General features: G+C 46.3%; 18 protein-coding genes and 1 tRNA gene. 14 read left to right on the forward strand and 5 right to left on the reverse strand.

All coding sequences use genetic code 11. The features are described from left to right. Window positions 1-207: 207 nt before the first annotated feature. From ACUYLD_RS04030 to ACUYLD_RS04040, 3 genes are read left to right on the forward strand one after another with little or no spacing between them, the layout of a single operon-like run. On the forward strand, window positions 208-1,302 hold the full coding sequence (locus ACUYLD_RS04030; protein WP_061828594.1) for a quinone-dependent dihydroorotate dehydrogenase: 1,095 nt from the start codon (window positions 208-210) through the stop codon (window positions 1,300-1,302). 34 nt (window positions 1,303-1,336) lie between these two features. Beyond that, complete coding sequence (locus tag ACUYLD_RS04035) at window positions 1,337-2,149, forward strand: GTP pyrophosphokinase (protein ID WP_023988035.1); 813 nt, start codon at window positions 1,337-1,339, stop codon at window positions 2,147-2,149. After that, a complete protein-coding gene (locus ACUYLD_RS04040) occupies window positions 2,150-2,719 on the forward strand; it encodes a DUF309 domain-containing protein (RefSeq protein ID WP_446674461.1) in 570 nt (189 codons plus the stop codon). An 84-nt stretch (window positions 2,720-2,803) separates the two neighbouring features. Here ACUYLD_RS04040 and ACUYLD_RS04045 read toward each other — a convergent pair whose 3' ends face one another. After that, window positions 2,804-3,331, reverse strand: a complete 528-nt coding sequence (locus ACUYLD_RS04045) for a thioredoxin family protein (protein WP_013309735.1) — start codon at window positions 3,329-3,331, stop codon at window positions 2,804-2,806. A gap of 163 nt (window positions 3,332-3,494) precedes the next feature. Between ACUYLD_RS04045 and ACUYLD_RS04050 the strand changes: the two genes are divergently transcribed. Continuing rightward, window positions 3,495-5,159, forward strand: a complete 1,665-nt coding sequence (locus ACUYLD_RS04050; protein ID WP_446674462.1) for an RsmB/NOP family class I SAM-dependent RNA methyltransferase — start codon at window positions 3,495-3,497, stop codon at window positions 5,157-5,159. After that, window positions 5,156-5,938 (forward strand): pseudouridine synthase, encoded by a 783-nt coding sequence (locus ACUYLD_RS04055; protein ID WP_446674463.1) that lies wholly within the window; start codon window positions 5,156-5,158, stop codon window positions 5,936-5,938. Before ACUYLD_RS04050 ends, ACUYLD_RS04055 begins: the two co-directional genes overlap by 4 nt. Window positions 5,939-6,062: 124 nt before the next feature. Here ACUYLD_RS04055 and ACUYLD_RS04060 read toward each other — a convergent pair whose 3' ends face one another. Next, a complete protein-coding gene (locus tag ACUYLD_RS04060) occupies window positions 6,063-7,244 on the reverse strand; it encodes a GGDEF domain-containing protein (RefSeq protein ID WP_446674464.1) in 1,182 nt (393 codons plus the stop codon). A gap of 206 nt (window positions 7,245-7,450) precedes the next feature. Here ACUYLD_RS04060 and ACUYLD_RS04065 point away from each other — a divergent pair, with 206 nt between their 5' ends. Then, window positions 7,451-8,575, forward strand: coding sequence for a glycosyltransferase family 4 protein (locus ACUYLD_RS04065; RefSeq protein WP_235308040.1), 1,125 nt, complete (start codon window positions 7,451-7,453; stop codon window positions 8,573-8,575). Here the strand turns inward: ACUYLD_RS04065 and ACUYLD_RS04070 are convergent. After that, a complete protein-coding gene (locus tag ACUYLD_RS04070) occupies window positions 8,572-9,678 on the reverse strand; it encodes a YkvI family membrane protein (RefSeq protein WP_028542811.1) in 1,107 nt (368 codons plus the stop codon). The two genes, ACUYLD_RS04065 and ACUYLD_RS04070, sit on opposite strands and share 4 nt — an antisense overlap. Before the next feature lie 140 nt (window positions 9,679-9,818). Between ACUYLD_RS04070 and ACUYLD_RS04075 the strand changes: the two genes are divergently transcribed. From ACUYLD_RS04075 to ACUYLD_RS04095, 5 genes are all read left to right on the forward strand, one after another. Then, window positions 9,819-10,424: a DedA family protein gene (locus ACUYLD_RS04075; protein ID WP_235308041.1), complete on the forward strand. Its 606-nt coding sequence runs from the start codon at window positions 9,819-9,821 to the stop codon at window positions 10,422-10,424. Between the two features lie 84 nt (window positions 10,425-10,508). Then, on the forward strand, window positions 10,509-11,081 hold the full coding sequence (locus tag ACUYLD_RS04080; RefSeq protein ID WP_274484883.1) for a xanthine phosphoribosyltransferase: 573 nt from the start codon (window positions 10,509-10,511) through the stop codon (window positions 11,079-11,081). A 101-nt stretch (window positions 11,082-11,182) separates the two neighbouring features. Then, entirely contained in the window at window positions 11,183-11,527 is a 345-nt protein-coding gene (locus ACUYLD_RS04085; protein ID WP_007429850.1) for a hypothetical protein, read from the forward strand. Window positions 11,528-11,667: 140 nt separating this feature from the next. After that, window positions 11,668-11,889, forward strand: coding sequence for a hypothetical protein (locus ACUYLD_RS04090; RefSeq protein ID WP_061828588.1), 222 nt, complete (start codon window positions 11,668-11,670; stop codon window positions 11,887-11,889). A 118-nt stretch (window positions 11,890-12,007) separates the two neighbouring features. Next, the gene (locus ACUYLD_RS04095; protein ID WP_165176713.1) at window positions 12,008-12,337 is read left to right on the forward strand and encodes a carboxymuconolactone decarboxylase family protein; all 330 of its coding nucleotides are present in this window, start codon (window positions 12,008-12,010) and stop codon (window positions 12,335-12,337) included. A 142-nt stretch (window positions 12,338-12,479) separates the two neighbouring features. Here the strand turns inward: ACUYLD_RS04095 and ACUYLD_RS04100 are convergent, their stop codons facing one another. Further along, entirely contained in the window at window positions 12,480-13,016 is a 537-nt protein-coding gene (locus tag ACUYLD_RS04100; protein WP_446674465.1) for a hypothetical protein, read from the reverse strand. A gap of 222 nt (window positions 13,017-13,238) precedes the next feature. On the opposite strand from ACUYLD_RS04100, the gene ACUYLD_RS04105 reads away from it, so the two are divergent. From ACUYLD_RS04105 to ACUYLD_RS04115, 3 genes are all read left to right on the forward strand, one after another. Beyond that, a tRNA-Leu gene (locus ACUYLD_RS04105) sits at window positions 13,239-13,325 on the forward strand. 87 nt (window positions 13,326-13,412) lie between these two features. Further along, window positions 13,413-13,565 (forward strand): hypothetical protein, encoded by a 153-nt coding sequence (locus ACUYLD_RS04110; protein WP_254349426.1) that lies wholly within the window; start codon window positions 13,413-13,415, stop codon window positions 13,563-13,565. A 2-nt stretch (window positions 13,566-13,567) separates the two neighbouring features. Then, window positions 13,568-14,044 carry a LysR family transcriptional regulator substrate-binding protein gene (locus tag ACUYLD_RS04115; RefSeq protein ID WP_446674466.1) on the forward strand — a complete coding sequence of 159 codons (477 nt, stop codon included), beginning with the start codon at window positions 13,568-13,570 and terminating at the stop codon, window positions 14,042-14,044. A 67-nt stretch (window positions 14,045-14,111) separates the two neighbouring features. On the opposite strand, the gene ACUYLD_RS04120 is transcribed toward ACUYLD_RS04115, so the two are convergent. Then, window positions 14,112-15,425 (reverse strand): transcriptional regulator, encoded by a 1,314-nt coding sequence (locus ACUYLD_RS04120; protein ID WP_307349558.1) that lies wholly within the window; start codon window positions 15,423-15,425, stop codon window positions 14,112-14,114. Window positions 15,426-15,557: the final 132 nt, after the last annotated feature.

A 15,557-nucleotide genomic window follows, 5' to 3' on the forward strand; every position in this document is an offset into this window, starting at 1 on the left:
CTCTTTTCTAACGGGCTAAGGTCTTGTCTTACTATGTCCATTGTAAATGGTTTGATTATACATTTTCAATGACATCTCTATGACAACTGAATTGTTCTGGAGCTACACCTCGCAAATTACTTTCTTTTTGGTATGGAAAAAGCTAAACTATTTTGTAGAGATGTTTTTTTAGGATTGTGCAAGGGCATAGAACGGAGTGGATGAATCGTGTTGTATCGAAGGATTGCGAAACCTGTTTTTTTTAAAATGAGTCCAGAGACGGCCCATCATGTAGTCATTGACGGCTTAAAACATGCGGGCTCATTCCCTGGTGGAGCAGCGACACTGCGAGGGATGTACGGAGTCAAGGAAACGGAGGATCTTGCCGTTGATCTGTTTGGCATTCATTTTCCCAACCCGATTGGACTGGCTGCAGGACTGGATAAAAATGCAGAAGCGGTTACTGGTTTTTCTTCCATCGGGTTTGGATTTATGGAAGTGGGAACGGTGACACCTGTGGGACAGCCCGGCAATGATCGGCCCCGGTTGTTCCGACTGCCTCCCGATGAGGCGTTAGTCAATCGGATGGGCTTTAACAATCTGGGTGCTGAGAGCATGGCCAAACGTCTGGCTGCACTCAAACATCGACCTGTTCCGGTCGCAGTTAATATCGGCAAAAATAAAATCACGCCCAATGAGGATGCTCATAAGGACTATGAAAAGTGTATTTCCGCACTGTATCCGTATGCGGACTTCTTTGTAGTGAATATTAGCTCGCCGAATACGCCGGATTTACGAAAGCTCCAGCATGGTAATGAACTGAAGTCGCTATTGGAAGCGGTTCGGGCAGAGATGGGAGTTCAGGCGAAAAAGTATGGCAATGCCAAGTCTGTACTGGTTAAAATTGCGCCAGATGTATCGGATGAGGAATTGGAATATATGACAGATGCGATTGCTGCCAGTGGAGTAGACGGCATTATTGCGACCAATACAACAATATCCAGAGCTGGTCTGACGCACCGAAATGCGAGTGAAACAGGAGGGCTGAGTGGTAAGCCGCTGCGTGACCGTTCCACAGAGGTCATCGGACGGGTGTACCGCCAGACGGAAGGTAAGCTGCCTATTATCGGATCAGGCGGCATCTTCACGAGTCGTGATGCCTATGACAAAATTAAAGCAGGCGCAAGCCTGATTGAAATTTATACAGCATTGATCTACGAAGGGCCGGAAGTAAATAGGGCTATACATGCTGGCCTGCGTGAGCTGCTTCGAAAGGACGGCTTTAGACACATTACCGAGGCTGTTGGTGCAGATCACAGATAAAAAAGCGTTGTCGGAAGAGACAGGAGGTACGGGGATGGACGGAAGAGACTGGGGAACATTTTTACTGCCATACGATCAGGCGGTGGAAGAGCTTAAGGTCAAGTTCAAAACAATGCGTGCGGAGCTGAAAAAGCGCGAGGAATACGCTCCTATCGAATTCGTAACCGGACGGGTTAAAAAAATATCAAGCATCCTCGATAAGGCAAAGAGATTACAGGTTCCTTCTGATCAGCTGGAGACGGGAATCGAGGATATTGCAGGCATTCGCATTATGTGTCAATTTGTAGAGGATATTCGGCGGGTGGCCGAATATATCAGAAGACGTAAGGATTTGACCGTACTGTATGAAAAGGACTATATCACCAATTATAAAGATAGCGGCTATCGCAGCTTTCATATGATTGTGGAGTATCCGGTTCAAACAGCAGTGGGGCTGAAGATTGTGCTGGCAGAAATTCAAATCCGTACTTTGGCTATGAATTTTTGGGCAACCATAGAGCATTCTCTTAGCTATAAGTATCGTGAAAGCTTGCCTGATAATATGCGCACACGATTGAAAAAGGCAGCTGAGGCAGCCTTTGTATTGGATAATGAGATGTCTTCTATGCGTCTTGAAATATTGGAAGCGCAGAAAAAGTTCGAGGATGAAGCCAATATCGTTTCTAAAGTGCTAACAGGTATGCACCGGCTGTATTTCTACCATAAGATCAGTGAAACGATTGATGCGCAGCGCAGATTTAATGAACTGTGGGAACGGCACGACATGGAAGGAATCAAGCTGCTTCACGATGAGGTCAAAGAGATGCTAGAAGCCTCTACCAAGGAAGAAGACAGGGATGAGTATTAAATGGAAAACCTTTCCTACGAACCGCTGTACGTGACTTATTTGGTATACTTCAATCGGGATCGGGATTACTTTGAATGTCATGAGGTACTGGAAGAGCTGTGGCTTAAGCTGGACCGTGACCCTGTATATAAAGGCTTGCTGCAAGTTGCTGTAGGACTGTATCATTTCCGGAATGGTAACTATCGTGGTGGACATATGATGCTGAATAGTGCGGTCCACAGGCTGGAGCATGCTCCTTCGCAGGCGCTGGGCATTAATATGGCGAAGCTGGTGGACGAGGCGCGCGTTTGCGCCCGTCAGCTTGCTGAAGCAGATATGAGCGGTACGGAAGAGCTTCAGCACCAACCGCCGGTTTATCGGGATTTGACGATAGAAATCGTCGAGCCCGGGCTGCGTCGGGCCGTGGAGAAGGCATCGTCGTCCATTCCAGTCAACATCCCGCAGCAGAGAGGTCCTCGGCGTGGGGAGAAGCATGAGCAGCGTCAGCAGGCGCTGGCAGCTTCAATTAGGCGAAGACAGGCCGCTGACGGCTCAGGCTCTGTCTCGGCGGAAACGAAGGATACGCCTTGAGTTTGAAGCACATGATAAGCAAGCAGCCCGATCCGTTTCATGAGGATCGGGCTGCTTTATCGTTCCAGGTCTGTGAACGTTTGACTAGGAGGTTACGTTCTTTTTATATTTCTCAAAGAAGGCTTTGAAATCGTCGAGTGTGTACCCATTGTCCGAAGGACTTTCCTTCAATCCGCCTACCATACGTTCCTTTTCCACGCCTTTTTCGTAATAAATGAGCGTAGGGGTATACTCAATCTTATACTTGTCCCAGCCATCCTCATACTCACGCAGGTTAAATTCGTGCATCGTAATGTTCTCCTGCTTGCTCAAAGGCAAGAGCTTAGGGGTAGTGGCGCGGCAATGCACACAGTCGGACGCGAAATGATAGACGAAGAAGTTTTCCTTTTTGTCAATTTTACTCTGTAGATCTTCCGGCTTAATAATTTGCTGATAGTTCGGGTCATTTAGCAGCTCTTGAGTAGCAGGATTTAACGAGGCTGTGGAAACGCCATACAGCTTGTTTTTAGTGCCTGAATTTAAAGCGAGCAGTACTCCAAGCAAAATGACCAGCACAACAAAAAAGCCGATGACAGGTATAAGCTTTTTTTTGTTGGATTTTTGTGCGTTCAATGCAATCTCTCCTATCAAAATTCAAAATATGTAGCTATGAATCTCATTATTATACAACATTACAGATTGTAGTGAAAGTTTGTAAATCACACCGATATTGCAGGATAACAGGTTGAATATGGTACAATAAAATTTATTTTAAAAGGACAGGATGATTACGATTATGGGTGTACAGCTCCCCACAGCATTTGTAAAGCGCATGGAGCAACTGCTCGGCGACGAATTTGAAGCATTTATGACCGCCTATGACCACACGCCCCATGCCGGGATTCGCGTCAATACGTTAAAAATTCCGGTGAAGGACTTTAAGGAACGTTCTCCGTTCGAACTGCGGCCGATTCCATGGTGTGCCACGGGTTTTTACATTCCTCACGGTACGAAGCCGGGGTTACATCCTTACTACCATGCGGGACTGTACTATATACAGGAACCGAGTGCAATGTCTCCGGTTGAACTGCTCAATGTAGCTCAAGATGAAGCTGTATTGGACTTGTGCGCCGCACCGGGCGGGAAATCGACCCAAATAGCTGCCAAACTACAAGGAAGCGGCGTATTGGTGACCAATGATATTAGCGCGGACCGAACCAAAGCGTTGGCTAAAAATGTGGAATTGTACGGTGTGCGTAATGCCGTGGTACTGAATGAAAGCCCGGATCGAATCGCCGATGCCTTTCCTCATTTTTTTGACAAGATACTAATTGACGCACCTTGCTCGGGAGAAGGTATGTTCCGCAAAGATGAGGATATGGCAAAACAATGGGAAACGCATTCGGTGGATAAATGTGTAGTCATGCAACGGGACATTTTGCGTGTAGCGGCCTCGATGCTGAGCACAGGAGGGAGAATTGTCTATTCGACTTGCACCTTTGCACCAGAAGAAAATGAAGGAATGATCGCAGAATTTCTGGAGGCTCATCCCGATTTTGACGTAGTCCCTGTTCCATCGGAAGCAGGTTTTGCACCAGGCCACCCGGAATGGATGAGTGAAGAGGTCTCGGCATCACACCCCGAACTGCGGGGAACAGCACGCCTTTGGCCGCATCTCGTAGAGGGTGAAGGCCATTTTATCGCTGTGTTGCAACACCAAGGTGGTCGTGTCACTGGGACTGAAGATCACACTGAATCCGGGGATTTGACTCCATTTGAGGGCAAGAATGACAGGGCATTGAACATAAATGCAGCGTATCCACGGAAGAAGCAGTTTTTGTCCGTCAAGGAAGCACTGACGCCAAGCGGTCAAGGAAGACATGCGACTGGTGAGCCTAAACGAAGTGGAAAAGGAATGGAAGGGAAGTCCGGTAAAGGAAAGTCCGCGCGCGGCTTGGGTGGCAATAAGTCTCGTTCTGGCAAAGAGAATGTAAAATCCGCTGCACGCTCCCCACAAGATGTGCTGGAGTCCTATCACCAATTTGTGAAGGATCAGCTGGAGGTGTCCTTTACAGGCTATACGGTGGTCTATGGAGATCGTATTTATCAGTCGCCATTGGCATCACATCGTTTGGACGGCCTTAAGGTGGTGCGACCAGGCTGGTTTATGGGTACCGACAAGAATGGTCGCTTTGTGCCTTCACACCCGCTGGCGGTGGCATTACGCCCTTCAGAGGCGGCTAGAAGCATCAATCTCTCCAGTTCAGATGCTGAGGCCATCCGGTATTTAAAAGGGGAGACCTTGTCCATCCCCGTTGAGAGAATGGCACTGCGGAACGAAGTCCAGCCCAAAGGCTATACTCTCGTGTGCATTGATGGTTATTCGGCTGGGTGGGGCAAATGGCAGGACGGCATGCTCAAAAATGAATACCCTACAGGTTGGAGGTGGACATCGGTATGAGTGGAAAAGGGAGACAAACGCAACGTTTGGATAAAGTTTTGACCCATATGGGATATGGCTCCCGTAGTGATATCAAGCGACAGGTGAAGCAAGGGATGATCACGGTAAACGGGAGGATCACCAAGGATAGCGGCTTACAGGTTCATCCATACCAGGATCAGATTGAAGTGAACGGGGAACGTGTTGTTTTTCGGGAGTATATTTACATCATGCTGCACAAGCCACCGGGCGTTATATCTGCAACTGAAGATACGAGGGAGCGGACGGTGCTGGATTTGCTGAGCGCGGAGGAACGACACTTTGAGCCTTTTCCAGTAGGACGCTTAGACAAAGATACAGAAGGGCTATTGTTGTTGACCAACGACGGTAAGCTAGCGCACGAACTACTTTCTCCACGGCGGCATGTCCCTAAAACGTATGAGGCTACCGTGTCGGGTGATGTCACGGAGGAGGATATTCATCAATTTACAGCAGGAGTGGAACTGGATGATGGGTATGTTACCCTTCCTGCACAGTTGACCATTCTTCGCCATGAACATCCGCACCAGGCAGATGGGGAAGTCATTTCTTATATTTCACTTGTAATCCATGAGGGGAAGTTTCATCAAGTGAAGCGTATGTTCGAAGCGGTTGGTAAAAAGGTTACCTATTTAAAAAGAATAGCTATGGGGCCATTAAAGCTGGATGAACAGCTTCCACTGGGCAGTTATCGAGAGCTGACTAGTGAAGAACTGGCATGGATCGGCCGGGATATAGCACCTGCAACGTCAGAAGTTTGATGGGAGATTAAATATAAATGACGCACAGGCTCTTATGAAATTCCTGTGCGTCATTTTATGATATAGACAACCAGACAGAGAATTATTCAAACTCAACGTTCAACACTGAATCGCAGTTTACGAATTATTGTGCGCGTGCTGCCCGACTCTTTTTCACTTCGGCTGCTGTATAAGCTGTAACCTTGTTTTTACCTGTCGTTTTGGATATGTACATCGCTTGATCGGCCTGCTTGACCAGTTCATCCGGGTTCATTTCCTTCTTCACTGTACTGTGTCCGACACTGATGGTGACAATGCTTTCTTCCGCGACCCGCTCGCGGATACGTTCTGCAACATGTCCAACCTTGGCACGTCGATCCACAACCATTGCGACCAGTTCCTCGCCACCGTATCGTCCGGTCAGTCCGATTTCATCCAGTTCATCCTCCATAATCTGTGCCACCTGTTTGAGTACTTCATCCGCACGAGCATGGCCCTGCGTATCATTCAACTTTTTGAAATTGTCAATATCGCAAAAAATGACCGACACGCGGATTCCTTGATCCATATATCGTCGTAGTCGTCCCGAAAAATATTTACGGTTATATAGCCCTGTCAGGCCATCGGTGATGGAAGAACGGTAAATCCTTTGGAGCAGCTCCACAATCCGTTCAAACAGGATGAGGAATAACGTAGTGTAGTACAGCAATGGTAAAAATGACATATATAGGACTGTGTTTGATCTTCCAGCTTCTTCAGGGATGTCATTTCGCAGCCACAAATAGCCGAGCCAGAGCAAATACATGGATAAGCCCGCTACATACTTCTTTGGCTGTCCGATTCGTGGGGTGATGAACACAAGGCTCAGTATAAGTACCAGTACTCGATAAAACAGAGTGAACCCAACTAGTTTCGATGCGCTGATCCAAGCGGGCAACAAACCTGCAGTCCAGGCAATAACCGGCAATATCAATAACGCACCCAGCAGCAGCAAGGTCCATGTCTGCACACGTTTCAGCTTCCGGTAGAGTTGAAATACGGCGGCATTGATGAGCACGAAGGCAGACGCCTCCAGCATATTTTTCCACACGATTCCTTGGAGTTGCATCTTGCCTCCACCTGCTGAATAGAGATTCATGGCTTCATATGTCATAATAATAATAGCGGCAACCGAAAAAAGGATATAGGCTTTTTTTCGTTGTCTGCTATATATGATCACGCACATCAGTGCCATCATGAGTATAATATACAAACCGCAGGCTGCACTTACGGCCCCGGCCAGAGATGGGGAACCCAAGGTTCCCGATAAGGACAACAACGTCAACATCACCGACTCCATTTGCAAAAATAGTCAATCTATTGAACGGTTGATATCGTTCCGATACAATAGACAGGATTTATCCTATTTAAAATGTTATAATTTTCTTTTGTGACTAACATTTATTCTCAATATATCATCTTTCAGAAAATCCGGAAACCTATACATACAATCTATGATCCGGGCAGTTTAATGCTTGAAAGGGGAAGCACGTCATGAAATTGCTACAGGCTCTCTTTTTCCCACCCGAGCAACCGGGAGGCGTTTCATCCATGATTCCATATCTGCAAGAGCGATTTACATCCCCCCGTTGGGAAATGGAGCTATTTTCAATCCCTAAACGGATTCGTAACAAGGGTAGGGACGAAGTAACTTTTGACACCTTTGACTGGACGAGATATGAACAATATCCAATCGTTCAAAAATATATTCAGACGTACCGTGACTATTTGTGGTGGACCCGGCTTCGTATTCAGAAGCCCTATGACCTCATTCATGCTCATCATCCGATTGCCGGAATCGCCATGAAAACTGTTTTTCCTGACATTCCGCTCGTACAGACGATTCACTCTTCCTATGAAAAGGAGTTAATTCTAAACGGGAAAATAGAGGAGAACGGGCCTGAACACCAATTCTTGGTGTCACTGTATGGGGAAATGGAGCAGAAGGCGGATCGCCTGATAGCGGTATCTCATTCTTTTCAGCATTACTTAACTCCTTACGTTCAGAATCCGCAAGACATTGCAGTCATTCCAAATGGATATGATGAGAAGCGCTTCAAACCCATTCCACACGAAAATGAAGTGACACAGCTCATAACCGTTTGTCGCCTTGTTCCGGCGAAAGGACTGGATATTTTATTGCGGGCCTGTGCTGAACTTAAAAAAAGAAATCTGGATTTTGTGCTTCATATTATTGGAGACGGCCCGGTTCGCCCTGAGCTGGAAGAGATGGCGCGACAGCTCGATATATACCATGAGACGATTTTTTATGGATATACCCTTCATCCAGAAGAGTTTATGCCTTTCTTTGATGTATTTGTCTTGCCTTCTCGGGCGGAGGCCTTTGGTTCGGTATTTGCGGAAGCAGCGTTAAGTTGTCTGGCATTGGTAGGTACAGAAGTGGGAGGAATACCGGAGCAGATTGAAGATGGGGTAAATGGTCTGCTCGTGCCACCCGACAATCCGAGGGCACTGGCAGACGCATTAGAAAAGGTCATTGCTGACCCTGCCTATCGTTATGAGCTGGCTAGATCTGCCTGCGATAAAGCTAAATCAAGCTATTCTTTAAGTCGGGCGGTTAACGAGTTGAAGAAAATGTATTTGAAATTTCCACATTAACCATGACGAGTACCACCTGGTTTGGAATCGGAATGCCGAAAGCTGGAGCGAGGACGTGAGGAACGAAAAGGTCTCCTGCGTCCTGCTATGATCAGTTTGCTAACCCACATCAGACTGAGCATTCCGAAAATAGGATAAAGGACAGATAACAGTGAACTGAAGCCGAACTGACTGATTAAAAAACAGGTCAGCATAATGAATAGTGTGATGAGCTTGGGCGAAATTTGGACATGCTGACGAATTTGCAGACTGACTCCATAAATGTCGGCTACAAAGGTACTGAAGATTTCCATGAAAATGAGTAGAATGTATATGATTTCGACAAAGGCACCCAGACGGTAAGCAATGCTTCCCATAGGGATTTCAAATTGCTGAATACCCGGCATATGTGCTGACATGGCAAAGTGTGCAGCCATCAGCATAAACCCGACACCAACTCCGCCCAAAACTCCGCCCCAGCGGATGGTTCTTCGGGAAAAGGTTTGACTGCCAAGTGGTACAAGTACGGCTTGGGCCATAGTTAGGTTAAAGGACGTGTACAGCAGTGGAGAGAGCAAGGTTCGAAATGTACTGTGATCTGTCGTATTCGTAATAAAACTCTGAGGATTGGGCATGGAGAGCGTGCTGTGAACGAGCAGAAGAGACATGATGATCATCAGAGGGACAACCACGGTGTTCATGTGCAAGATGGCCTTAATGCCTTTACTTAGCAGCAAATAAGTACCAATCAGTGTAATAAGCAGTCCGGTTTGGTAATGCAGGTGAAGGTGCTCTACAAAAACAGAGCCGGCTCCTGCCAGCATGACGCTGTTTACGCCAATCAACACGATGAGTGTGAACCAGCTAATCCATTTCCCGGCATTGGCACCAAAAAGATGTTTGTTCAGGTCCTCGTAGGATTTGGCTGAAATATCATGAGCGATCAGCATCATTTTCGTACCCAACCATACAAATATGATTGTGGATAGCATAATAGTGAGTGTAGCCCAACGACCATACTGCGTAAAAAATTGCAGAATTTCTTGTCCGGTAGCAAATCCGGCACCGACGATTGTACCGATGTATGTAAAAGCAATTTGAAAAACATGAATATTACGTTTCATTCCCAGTCCCTCCTTGCCTGCTTGAATAACGCTGCAGCGAGCATATAATACAAACTATGTTCAACTGAAATAGGACATGACTGGATGAGACTGAAAATAATTAAAGTGAATTAATGAATAGCTTGACGGGAGCGTAATTTATGGGTCAAATCCTTGCATGGATACTGGAATACGGATATTTGGCAATGTTCGGCTTGCTTGCACTTGGAGTAGCGGGTATGCCGATACCCGACGAAGTGCTAATGATCGCCTTCGGCGGGCTCGTGTCTCAAGGGCACTACAACTTCATTGCTGCACTGGCAGTCACATTTTTCGGTAGTATGACGGGTATGATGCTTAGCTACACACTGGGGCGTCTGCTGGGCAAACCACTTTTGCATCGATACGGAAAATGGGTGAGGCTTACGCCTTCTAGGATTGCCTCTTCTGAAAATTGGTTTGGGCGCTATGGTACCTGGGGAATCCTGTTCGGATATTTTGTCCCCGGCTTGAGACATGTATCCTCATATCTAGCAGGTACAACCCGTCTAGGCGTTTTTCGCTATATCAGTTATGCATCAGCAGGAGCTTTGCTGTGGTGCGGTACATTTTTGGGGATTGGACATGCGGTGGGCATGCATTGGGAGCAGGTGGCGAAACTAATGGAGAAGGTGACGCATCAGGTAGGGCTGGTCGTTATTCTTTTAATCGTTGCGGGAGGAATCACTGCATGGTTCTGGAACAAGCGTAAAAAAAATGTCACATGACCGCATGGAAAGCAGCTATAGCTTGAAAGCGGCGGGTGAAGTATGGTACTTTTACCGCATAGGATTGCCGTGGGAGGTCATGTAATGGAAGTATTAAAGAAACGAATTTTAAATGAAGGCGTGATTGCATCAGATCAGGTGCTGAAGCTGGATGGTTTGCTTAATCACCAGGTTGATCCAGAACTGACAATGGCAATGGGACGAGAGTTCGCAGCACGTTTCCGAGAAGAGAAGATTACCAGAGTAGTGACCGTGGAGTCCTCAGGCATTGCCATCGGGTTTGCGACAGCATTGGAACTGGGTGTACCGTTGGTATTTGCTCGTCGTAAAAAGACCCTATTAGCTGATCCAGACGCGCTGTGTGAACGTGTACCTTCGTTTACTAAAGGTATTGTTACGGATATTATGCTGTCTCGTCAATTTATTTACGAAGATGACCGTGTTCTGTTCATTGATGATATTATTGCTAATGGTGATGCGGCGCGAGGTATGGTTAAAATCATTCAACGCTCCGGAGCGGAGTTGGTTGGATTTGGTGTCGCGGTGGAAAAAAGCTTTCAGGCCGGAGCGAGAACCATCCGTGAGCAGGGTATTCGTGTAGAGTCATTGGTCAAAATTTCGTCGTTAGCTGACGGCAAGATTGAGTTTGCTGAATAGTAACAATTCAAAACTCCTGATCCTTATTTCTAATAATAACCTTTGCATGAGCTTCAATTTCGCTTATAATATATATAAGGTTTTGGAGAGGAGGCAGCAACATGGGGAAAGAACAATTGACCGAACAGTTTTTTCTGGAAAAACTGGCAGCGGCTAAAGTACACTTTGAGCGTGCCTTGGATTGTAAGCATACGGAATTCGACGATTTGTATCCCTATATGATTGAACATCCTCAGTTTTTTTGGTATAAACGCTATGTGGCCTGGTCTGAGTTGTTGACGTTGGTTAACCTATGCGAAGAATTGTCCTTCTCTTGGAAAGAAGAATTTACTGCTCACCAAGTGGAGTATGTAGATCAGCGAGTGTTGTCTGCACAAGTGCTGGACTTCTGGTATGAGAAGAATGATACAAAAGAACATGATCACAGTGTGAATCAGTCGGGATAATTTGTCGCTCTGTTGGCAATCCATATAAGTAGTAAGAGAGAAGAGACCTAAATGATTCGTTTAGGTCTCTTTTTAAACTTTTTTCATGTATATAGAACCATGATCGTTATGTTAAAAAAGTGAATAAGGAGGGGACAAGGATGATTATGGACGAAGAATTGGATGCTTATCGACTCTCCGGTGAAAAGGTGCGTGTCGTACGCGATGGATTGGAGTCCAACGATGTTGTGGGCATTGTACTGGCATGGGATGAGGAACAGGTGCTTATTCGTCGCCAGAATCGACGTGTGGTCAAATTGGATCGCAGCTATACATACCAGTCGTTCAGCGAGCCGCGTCACAATCCGATAGATCTGGATTAGGAATGGGTTTTCAAATGGGTGTTGGATAAAAATAACTGGGTGATTCATTAGGCATACAGAAACTCTAAATCGGACACAGTAATGAAGGAAAATCCAACAGAGAGGACGTGCTGTGTCAATGACGGTTATGGACGAAAAAGTACATGCATACAAGGATCAAATCAGCCATTTGGAAGATCGGTTGCCCGAGGTAGTTCATGCATATCATCGTTTTACCGGAGAGTGCTTTCAAGCCGGCAGCTTAGATGAGAAAACCAAGCAACTGATTGCGCTAGGCATTGGCTTATTTGCCAACAATGAGGTATGCACGTTTTATCACGTGGACGAGGCGCGGTCCAAAGGAGCCAGTGATCAGGAAATTATGGAGACCATTGCTGTAGCCGCAGCAGTAGGTGGAGGACATGCTCTAAGCCAAGGGGTAACGCGTGTACAGAAGGCGTTGCAATAAGGCGAATCATTAATTGATGAGCTTATACTTCGTCATAGCGGCTATAGATCGATTTGGATATATGATGAATATGGAATGGAGCTTCCGCGCACAGTTGGTGTCTGCGGAAGCTTTTTTCTTTTGCGTGTTGGTTGTGCGGGGATTATGCTCTTCCGCTTGCGGCAAAAGCAGCAGGGCGAGACGTTTTACGCTTATAAGCCAAAGAGGATGTAACCAAACTTCGTTCAACGATGCGTAGAGGTTTGGATGTTGAATTGTTTGGTAATTCGGAGCGATGTTTCTCTAGTAAAGGAAGGGCAGCTGTATGGGGCATAGAGGTTGAGAGCCCGAGATATGCTCGCATCCGCTCATACATTTCTTTGCGGAACGCTGGCATTGCCATACTGAACTGCTCTTTATTGCCTTTACTTATATAGGTGGCGTGAACGCCGGAGTGGTTTTGTTGTATGTCCAGAACATGAATGTGATATTTATTAAATTCATGTTTTATTTCAGACAGCAGGATCCCGGTACGATCTACACCTGCATTAACCATTTCGACATAAAGACCAGGGGTTTTCAGCATACCGCTTTCTTCAAGAATTAGGCTGTCCCGCTCAAATACTTTTTGAATAAAGGTAAGGAGCAGATAACTTTTCACAAGAGACCATTCATGCTGAGTAGTATCTGAAGAGATCATTACCATTCACCGCCTTAGGAAAATGTGATGATAATTCATAACCGAATGAAGAAAAGGAACATTCGTTCCCAAGAACTTATGTTCTTATTTTAGTTTATTATTCCTTTTTTATCAAGAGGAAATTAACAAATATAAAAGGTTTGACATCTTGATATGAGCATGGTATGATCTATCTTGTCGCTAAGAAAGATTGATCTTTCGAGGATAAACGACAACTTATATGCGGTCGTGGCGGAATTGGCAGACGCGCACGGTTCAGGTCCGTGTGGTAGCAATACCGTGGAGGTTCGAGTCCTCTCGACCGCACCAATTTAACAATGAACGAGCTCTTGAGTTTCCTGTCGAGGAGATTCAAGGGCTTTTTGCATACTCGAAATTTGCAAGGTATTGCTCATTATGAAGTGTTCCTGGCGTGGTGGAGCTGGGCAGTCTGACGAAGGCGGCGGAGGCGCTGGGCTTCACGTAATCCGGCATCAGCCATACGATCAGCAGCCTGGAGCAAGAATTCGGCTTCCCGCTGCTCGTGCGCAGCCGTTCTGGTGTAGCTGACGGTGAACGGGAAACAGGTTCTTCAGCCCATCCGGGAGAATCTGAAATGGAGTGAGCAGCTCAAGCAGCAGGTAAAGCGGGACCGGATGCTGTCGACTCACTCCACCGACCATCTGCTGAGTAAAGCCACTTATATGCCACAGGCCCAGATCGCCTACGAGGACTTCATCATTCCGAAGCCCGGCTCGGACTATGATGTGCAGCGGGTACTGGAGAAGGCCGGGATAAAGCTGAACATCAAGTTCTCCGCTGGGGATGATTATGCGATCATAGCTATGGTAGAGAAAGGCCTGGGCATCAGCATCCTACCGGAGCTGGTCACCCAGTTTCAGCATGAGCATGTAGCCATGCTCGAGCTGGAGGAGCACAGCTTCCGTTCCCTTGGCATCGCGGTCAACTCGATGAAATATGCTTCCCCTGCAACGCGGCGGTTCCTGCAGCATGTACAGAGCTGGTCGTCCGACCAGGAAATGATTTGACTTGGTAAATAAGTGCAAAAAAGGCACGTTTTCAGTTTTGAAAATGTGCCTTTTTTGCCAATGCGTATCATCTGCTTATTTTGCGCCCTTCTTTGTCCAGAAACAACAGCTCGTAGTATTTTTTGGGCCGTCCTTTACTGTTGTCCCGTTTTTCAAATACCGTTTGTACGTATTTACTTTCTTCAATTTTGTTAAGAATACGGTTTGCACCTCTGACGGTCATGGACAGGCACTCAGCAACATCCTCAGAGGATAATTTATTGGTTCTCATGATTTCTGCATAGGACATGATTTTTTGCAAATTGATGTTGTTTATTCCGATGGTTTTGGCTAACGCCATGATTTCCGGGTCCCCCTGTTCAGAGAACTGTATGACATTCATACTCCGCATTGGGCCGATAACCTTTTGATCCTCGTTTATAAAAAAGCTGCAGCTGCCCGTAAAGGCTTCCGCCTGTCTGTGAGCTTTGGTGGCGTTGACGTTAGCTTGAAAATATTCATGCCCCGAGCCCCACCCGATTTTCACCTTGTCGCTTATGTATCCTTCCAGATACTCCAGCAGGGTGCAGTTATGCGCGTTAGAGGTGATTTTCATGAAATTTCCGTAGGTGGTGTATAGTCTGACAAAGCCTTCTGAAATTTGGGCCGTGTCTGCCAGATTCACGCTGCGCAGAAACCTGCCGACAAGGACTTTCAGCTCATGAAGCTGCTCTTCAGATGGCGACTCCGCCGTTTTGGCCGATAAGCATGCAACAACTGCCCTCTGGCTCTTAAGCTTGAGGATGGTAATTTCGTTGATGATCTCGCTTATGGTCTCTTTAACGTTTTCCAAAGTGGGCCGGATTAAGATATATCTGACTCCGTGCTTTTTGAGTTCCGGAACAAAGTGGCCGAACGCCGTGATGGACAGGTCTATTTTCTTGTCTTCCCACAGAGTGATATGGTTGTCGAGCATTGTTTCCACCCGTTCGAGCAGATCTCCGCTGTCAATGGGCTTTCCCTCATGAGTAAGGTATTGCTGGAATTCACTGAAGGACTCGATTATATACGCATAATCCACATAGATCCTGGATATATCAAGCCCAGGTTCTGTAACCAGCAGCCGGAAAAGTTCCCTATAAAGTAGGTTTTCATCATCCTGCAAAATGTGAACAGGTACTTTTTCATCCAGGCATTCCTTATCGATTGACTCGTAAAGCATCCTGCCACTGATCACAAATCCATCCACCGAACCTAAGTTTTTGAGATAGATGTCTGTTGTTTCCCGGAAGTTGCTGATTGTAAGAAACCTGAACTGACATAAGGGCCGCATTTCTTCTTCAATGGCACGGAAATAGTCCATATGGGTCTCAGGCGTGATAATACCCAGCTTGATTTTCATGGTAGATTCCTTTCATAAACAGTTCAATCAAAAGAGTTATATCACAATAATTGTGATATATCAATGTTCCGGTAGCCCCCAAAATAGTGTTCTTAAAATGTCTTATTTTCTCTTGACATCGAATACCTTTAA

The organism is Paenibacillus sp. SER-28 (genome assembly GCF_052906305.1).

Excerpts from the sequence above, each read along its gene's own strand:
- ACUYLD_RS04035 (WP_023988035.1), top strand. The coding sequence starts at position 1,337 with ATGGACGGAAGAGACTGGGGAACATTTTTACTGCCATACGATCAGGCG.
- ACUYLD_RS04040 (WP_446674461.1), top strand. The coding sequence starts at position 2,150 with ATGGAAAACCTTTCCTACGAACCGCTGTACGTGACTTATTTGGTATAC.
- ACUYLD_RS04050 (WP_446674462.1), top strand. The coding sequence starts at position 3,495 with ATGGGTGTACAGCTCCCCACAGCATTTGTAAAGCGCATGGAGCAACTG.
- ACUYLD_RS04055 (WP_446674463.1), top strand. The coding sequence starts at position 5,156 with ATGAGTGGAAAAGGGAGACAAACGCAACGTTTGGATAAAGTTTTGACC.
- ACUYLD_RS04060 (WP_446674464.1), bottom strand. The coding sequence starts at position 7,244 with ATGTTGACGTTGTTGTCCTTATCGGGAACCTTGGGTTCCCCATCTCTG.
- ACUYLD_RS04065 (WP_235308040.1), top strand. The coding sequence starts at position 7,451 with ATGAAATTGCTACAGGCTCTCTTTTTCCCACCCGAGCAACCGGGAGGC.
- ACUYLD_RS04070 (WP_028542811.1), bottom strand. The coding sequence starts at position 9,678 with ATGAAACGTAATATTCATGTTTTTCAAATTGCTTTTACATACATCGGT.
- ACUYLD_RS04075 (WP_235308041.1), top strand. The coding sequence starts at position 9,819 with ATGGGTCAAATCCTTGCATGGATACTGGAATACGGATATTTGGCAATG.
- ACUYLD_RS04080 (WP_274484883.1), top strand. The coding sequence starts at position 10,509 with ATGGAAGTATTAAAGAAACGAATTTTAAATGAAGGCGTGATTGCATCA.
- ACUYLD_RS04085 (WP_007429850.1), top strand. The coding sequence starts at position 11,183 with ATGGGGAAAGAACAATTGACCGAACAGTTTTTTCTGGAAAAACTGGCA.
- ACUYLD_RS04090 (WP_061828588.1), top strand. The coding sequence starts at position 11,668 with ATGATTATGGACGAAGAATTGGATGCTTATCGACTCTCCGGTGAAAAG.
- ACUYLD_RS04095 (WP_165176713.1), top strand. The coding sequence starts at position 12,008 with ATGACGGTTATGGACGAAAAAGTACATGCATACAAGGATCAAATCAGC.
- ACUYLD_RS04100 (WP_446674465.1), bottom strand. The coding sequence starts at position 13,016 with ATGATCTCTTCAGATACTACTCAGCATGAATGGTCTCTTGTGAAAAGT.
- ACUYLD_RS04110 (WP_254349426.1), top strand. The coding sequence starts at position 13,413 with ATGAAGTGTTCCTGGCGTGGTGGAGCTGGGCAGTCTGACGAAGGCGGC.
- ACUYLD_RS04120 (WP_307349558.1), bottom strand. The coding sequence starts at position 15,425 with ATGAAAATCAAGCTGGGTATTATCACGCCTGAGACCCATATGGACTAT.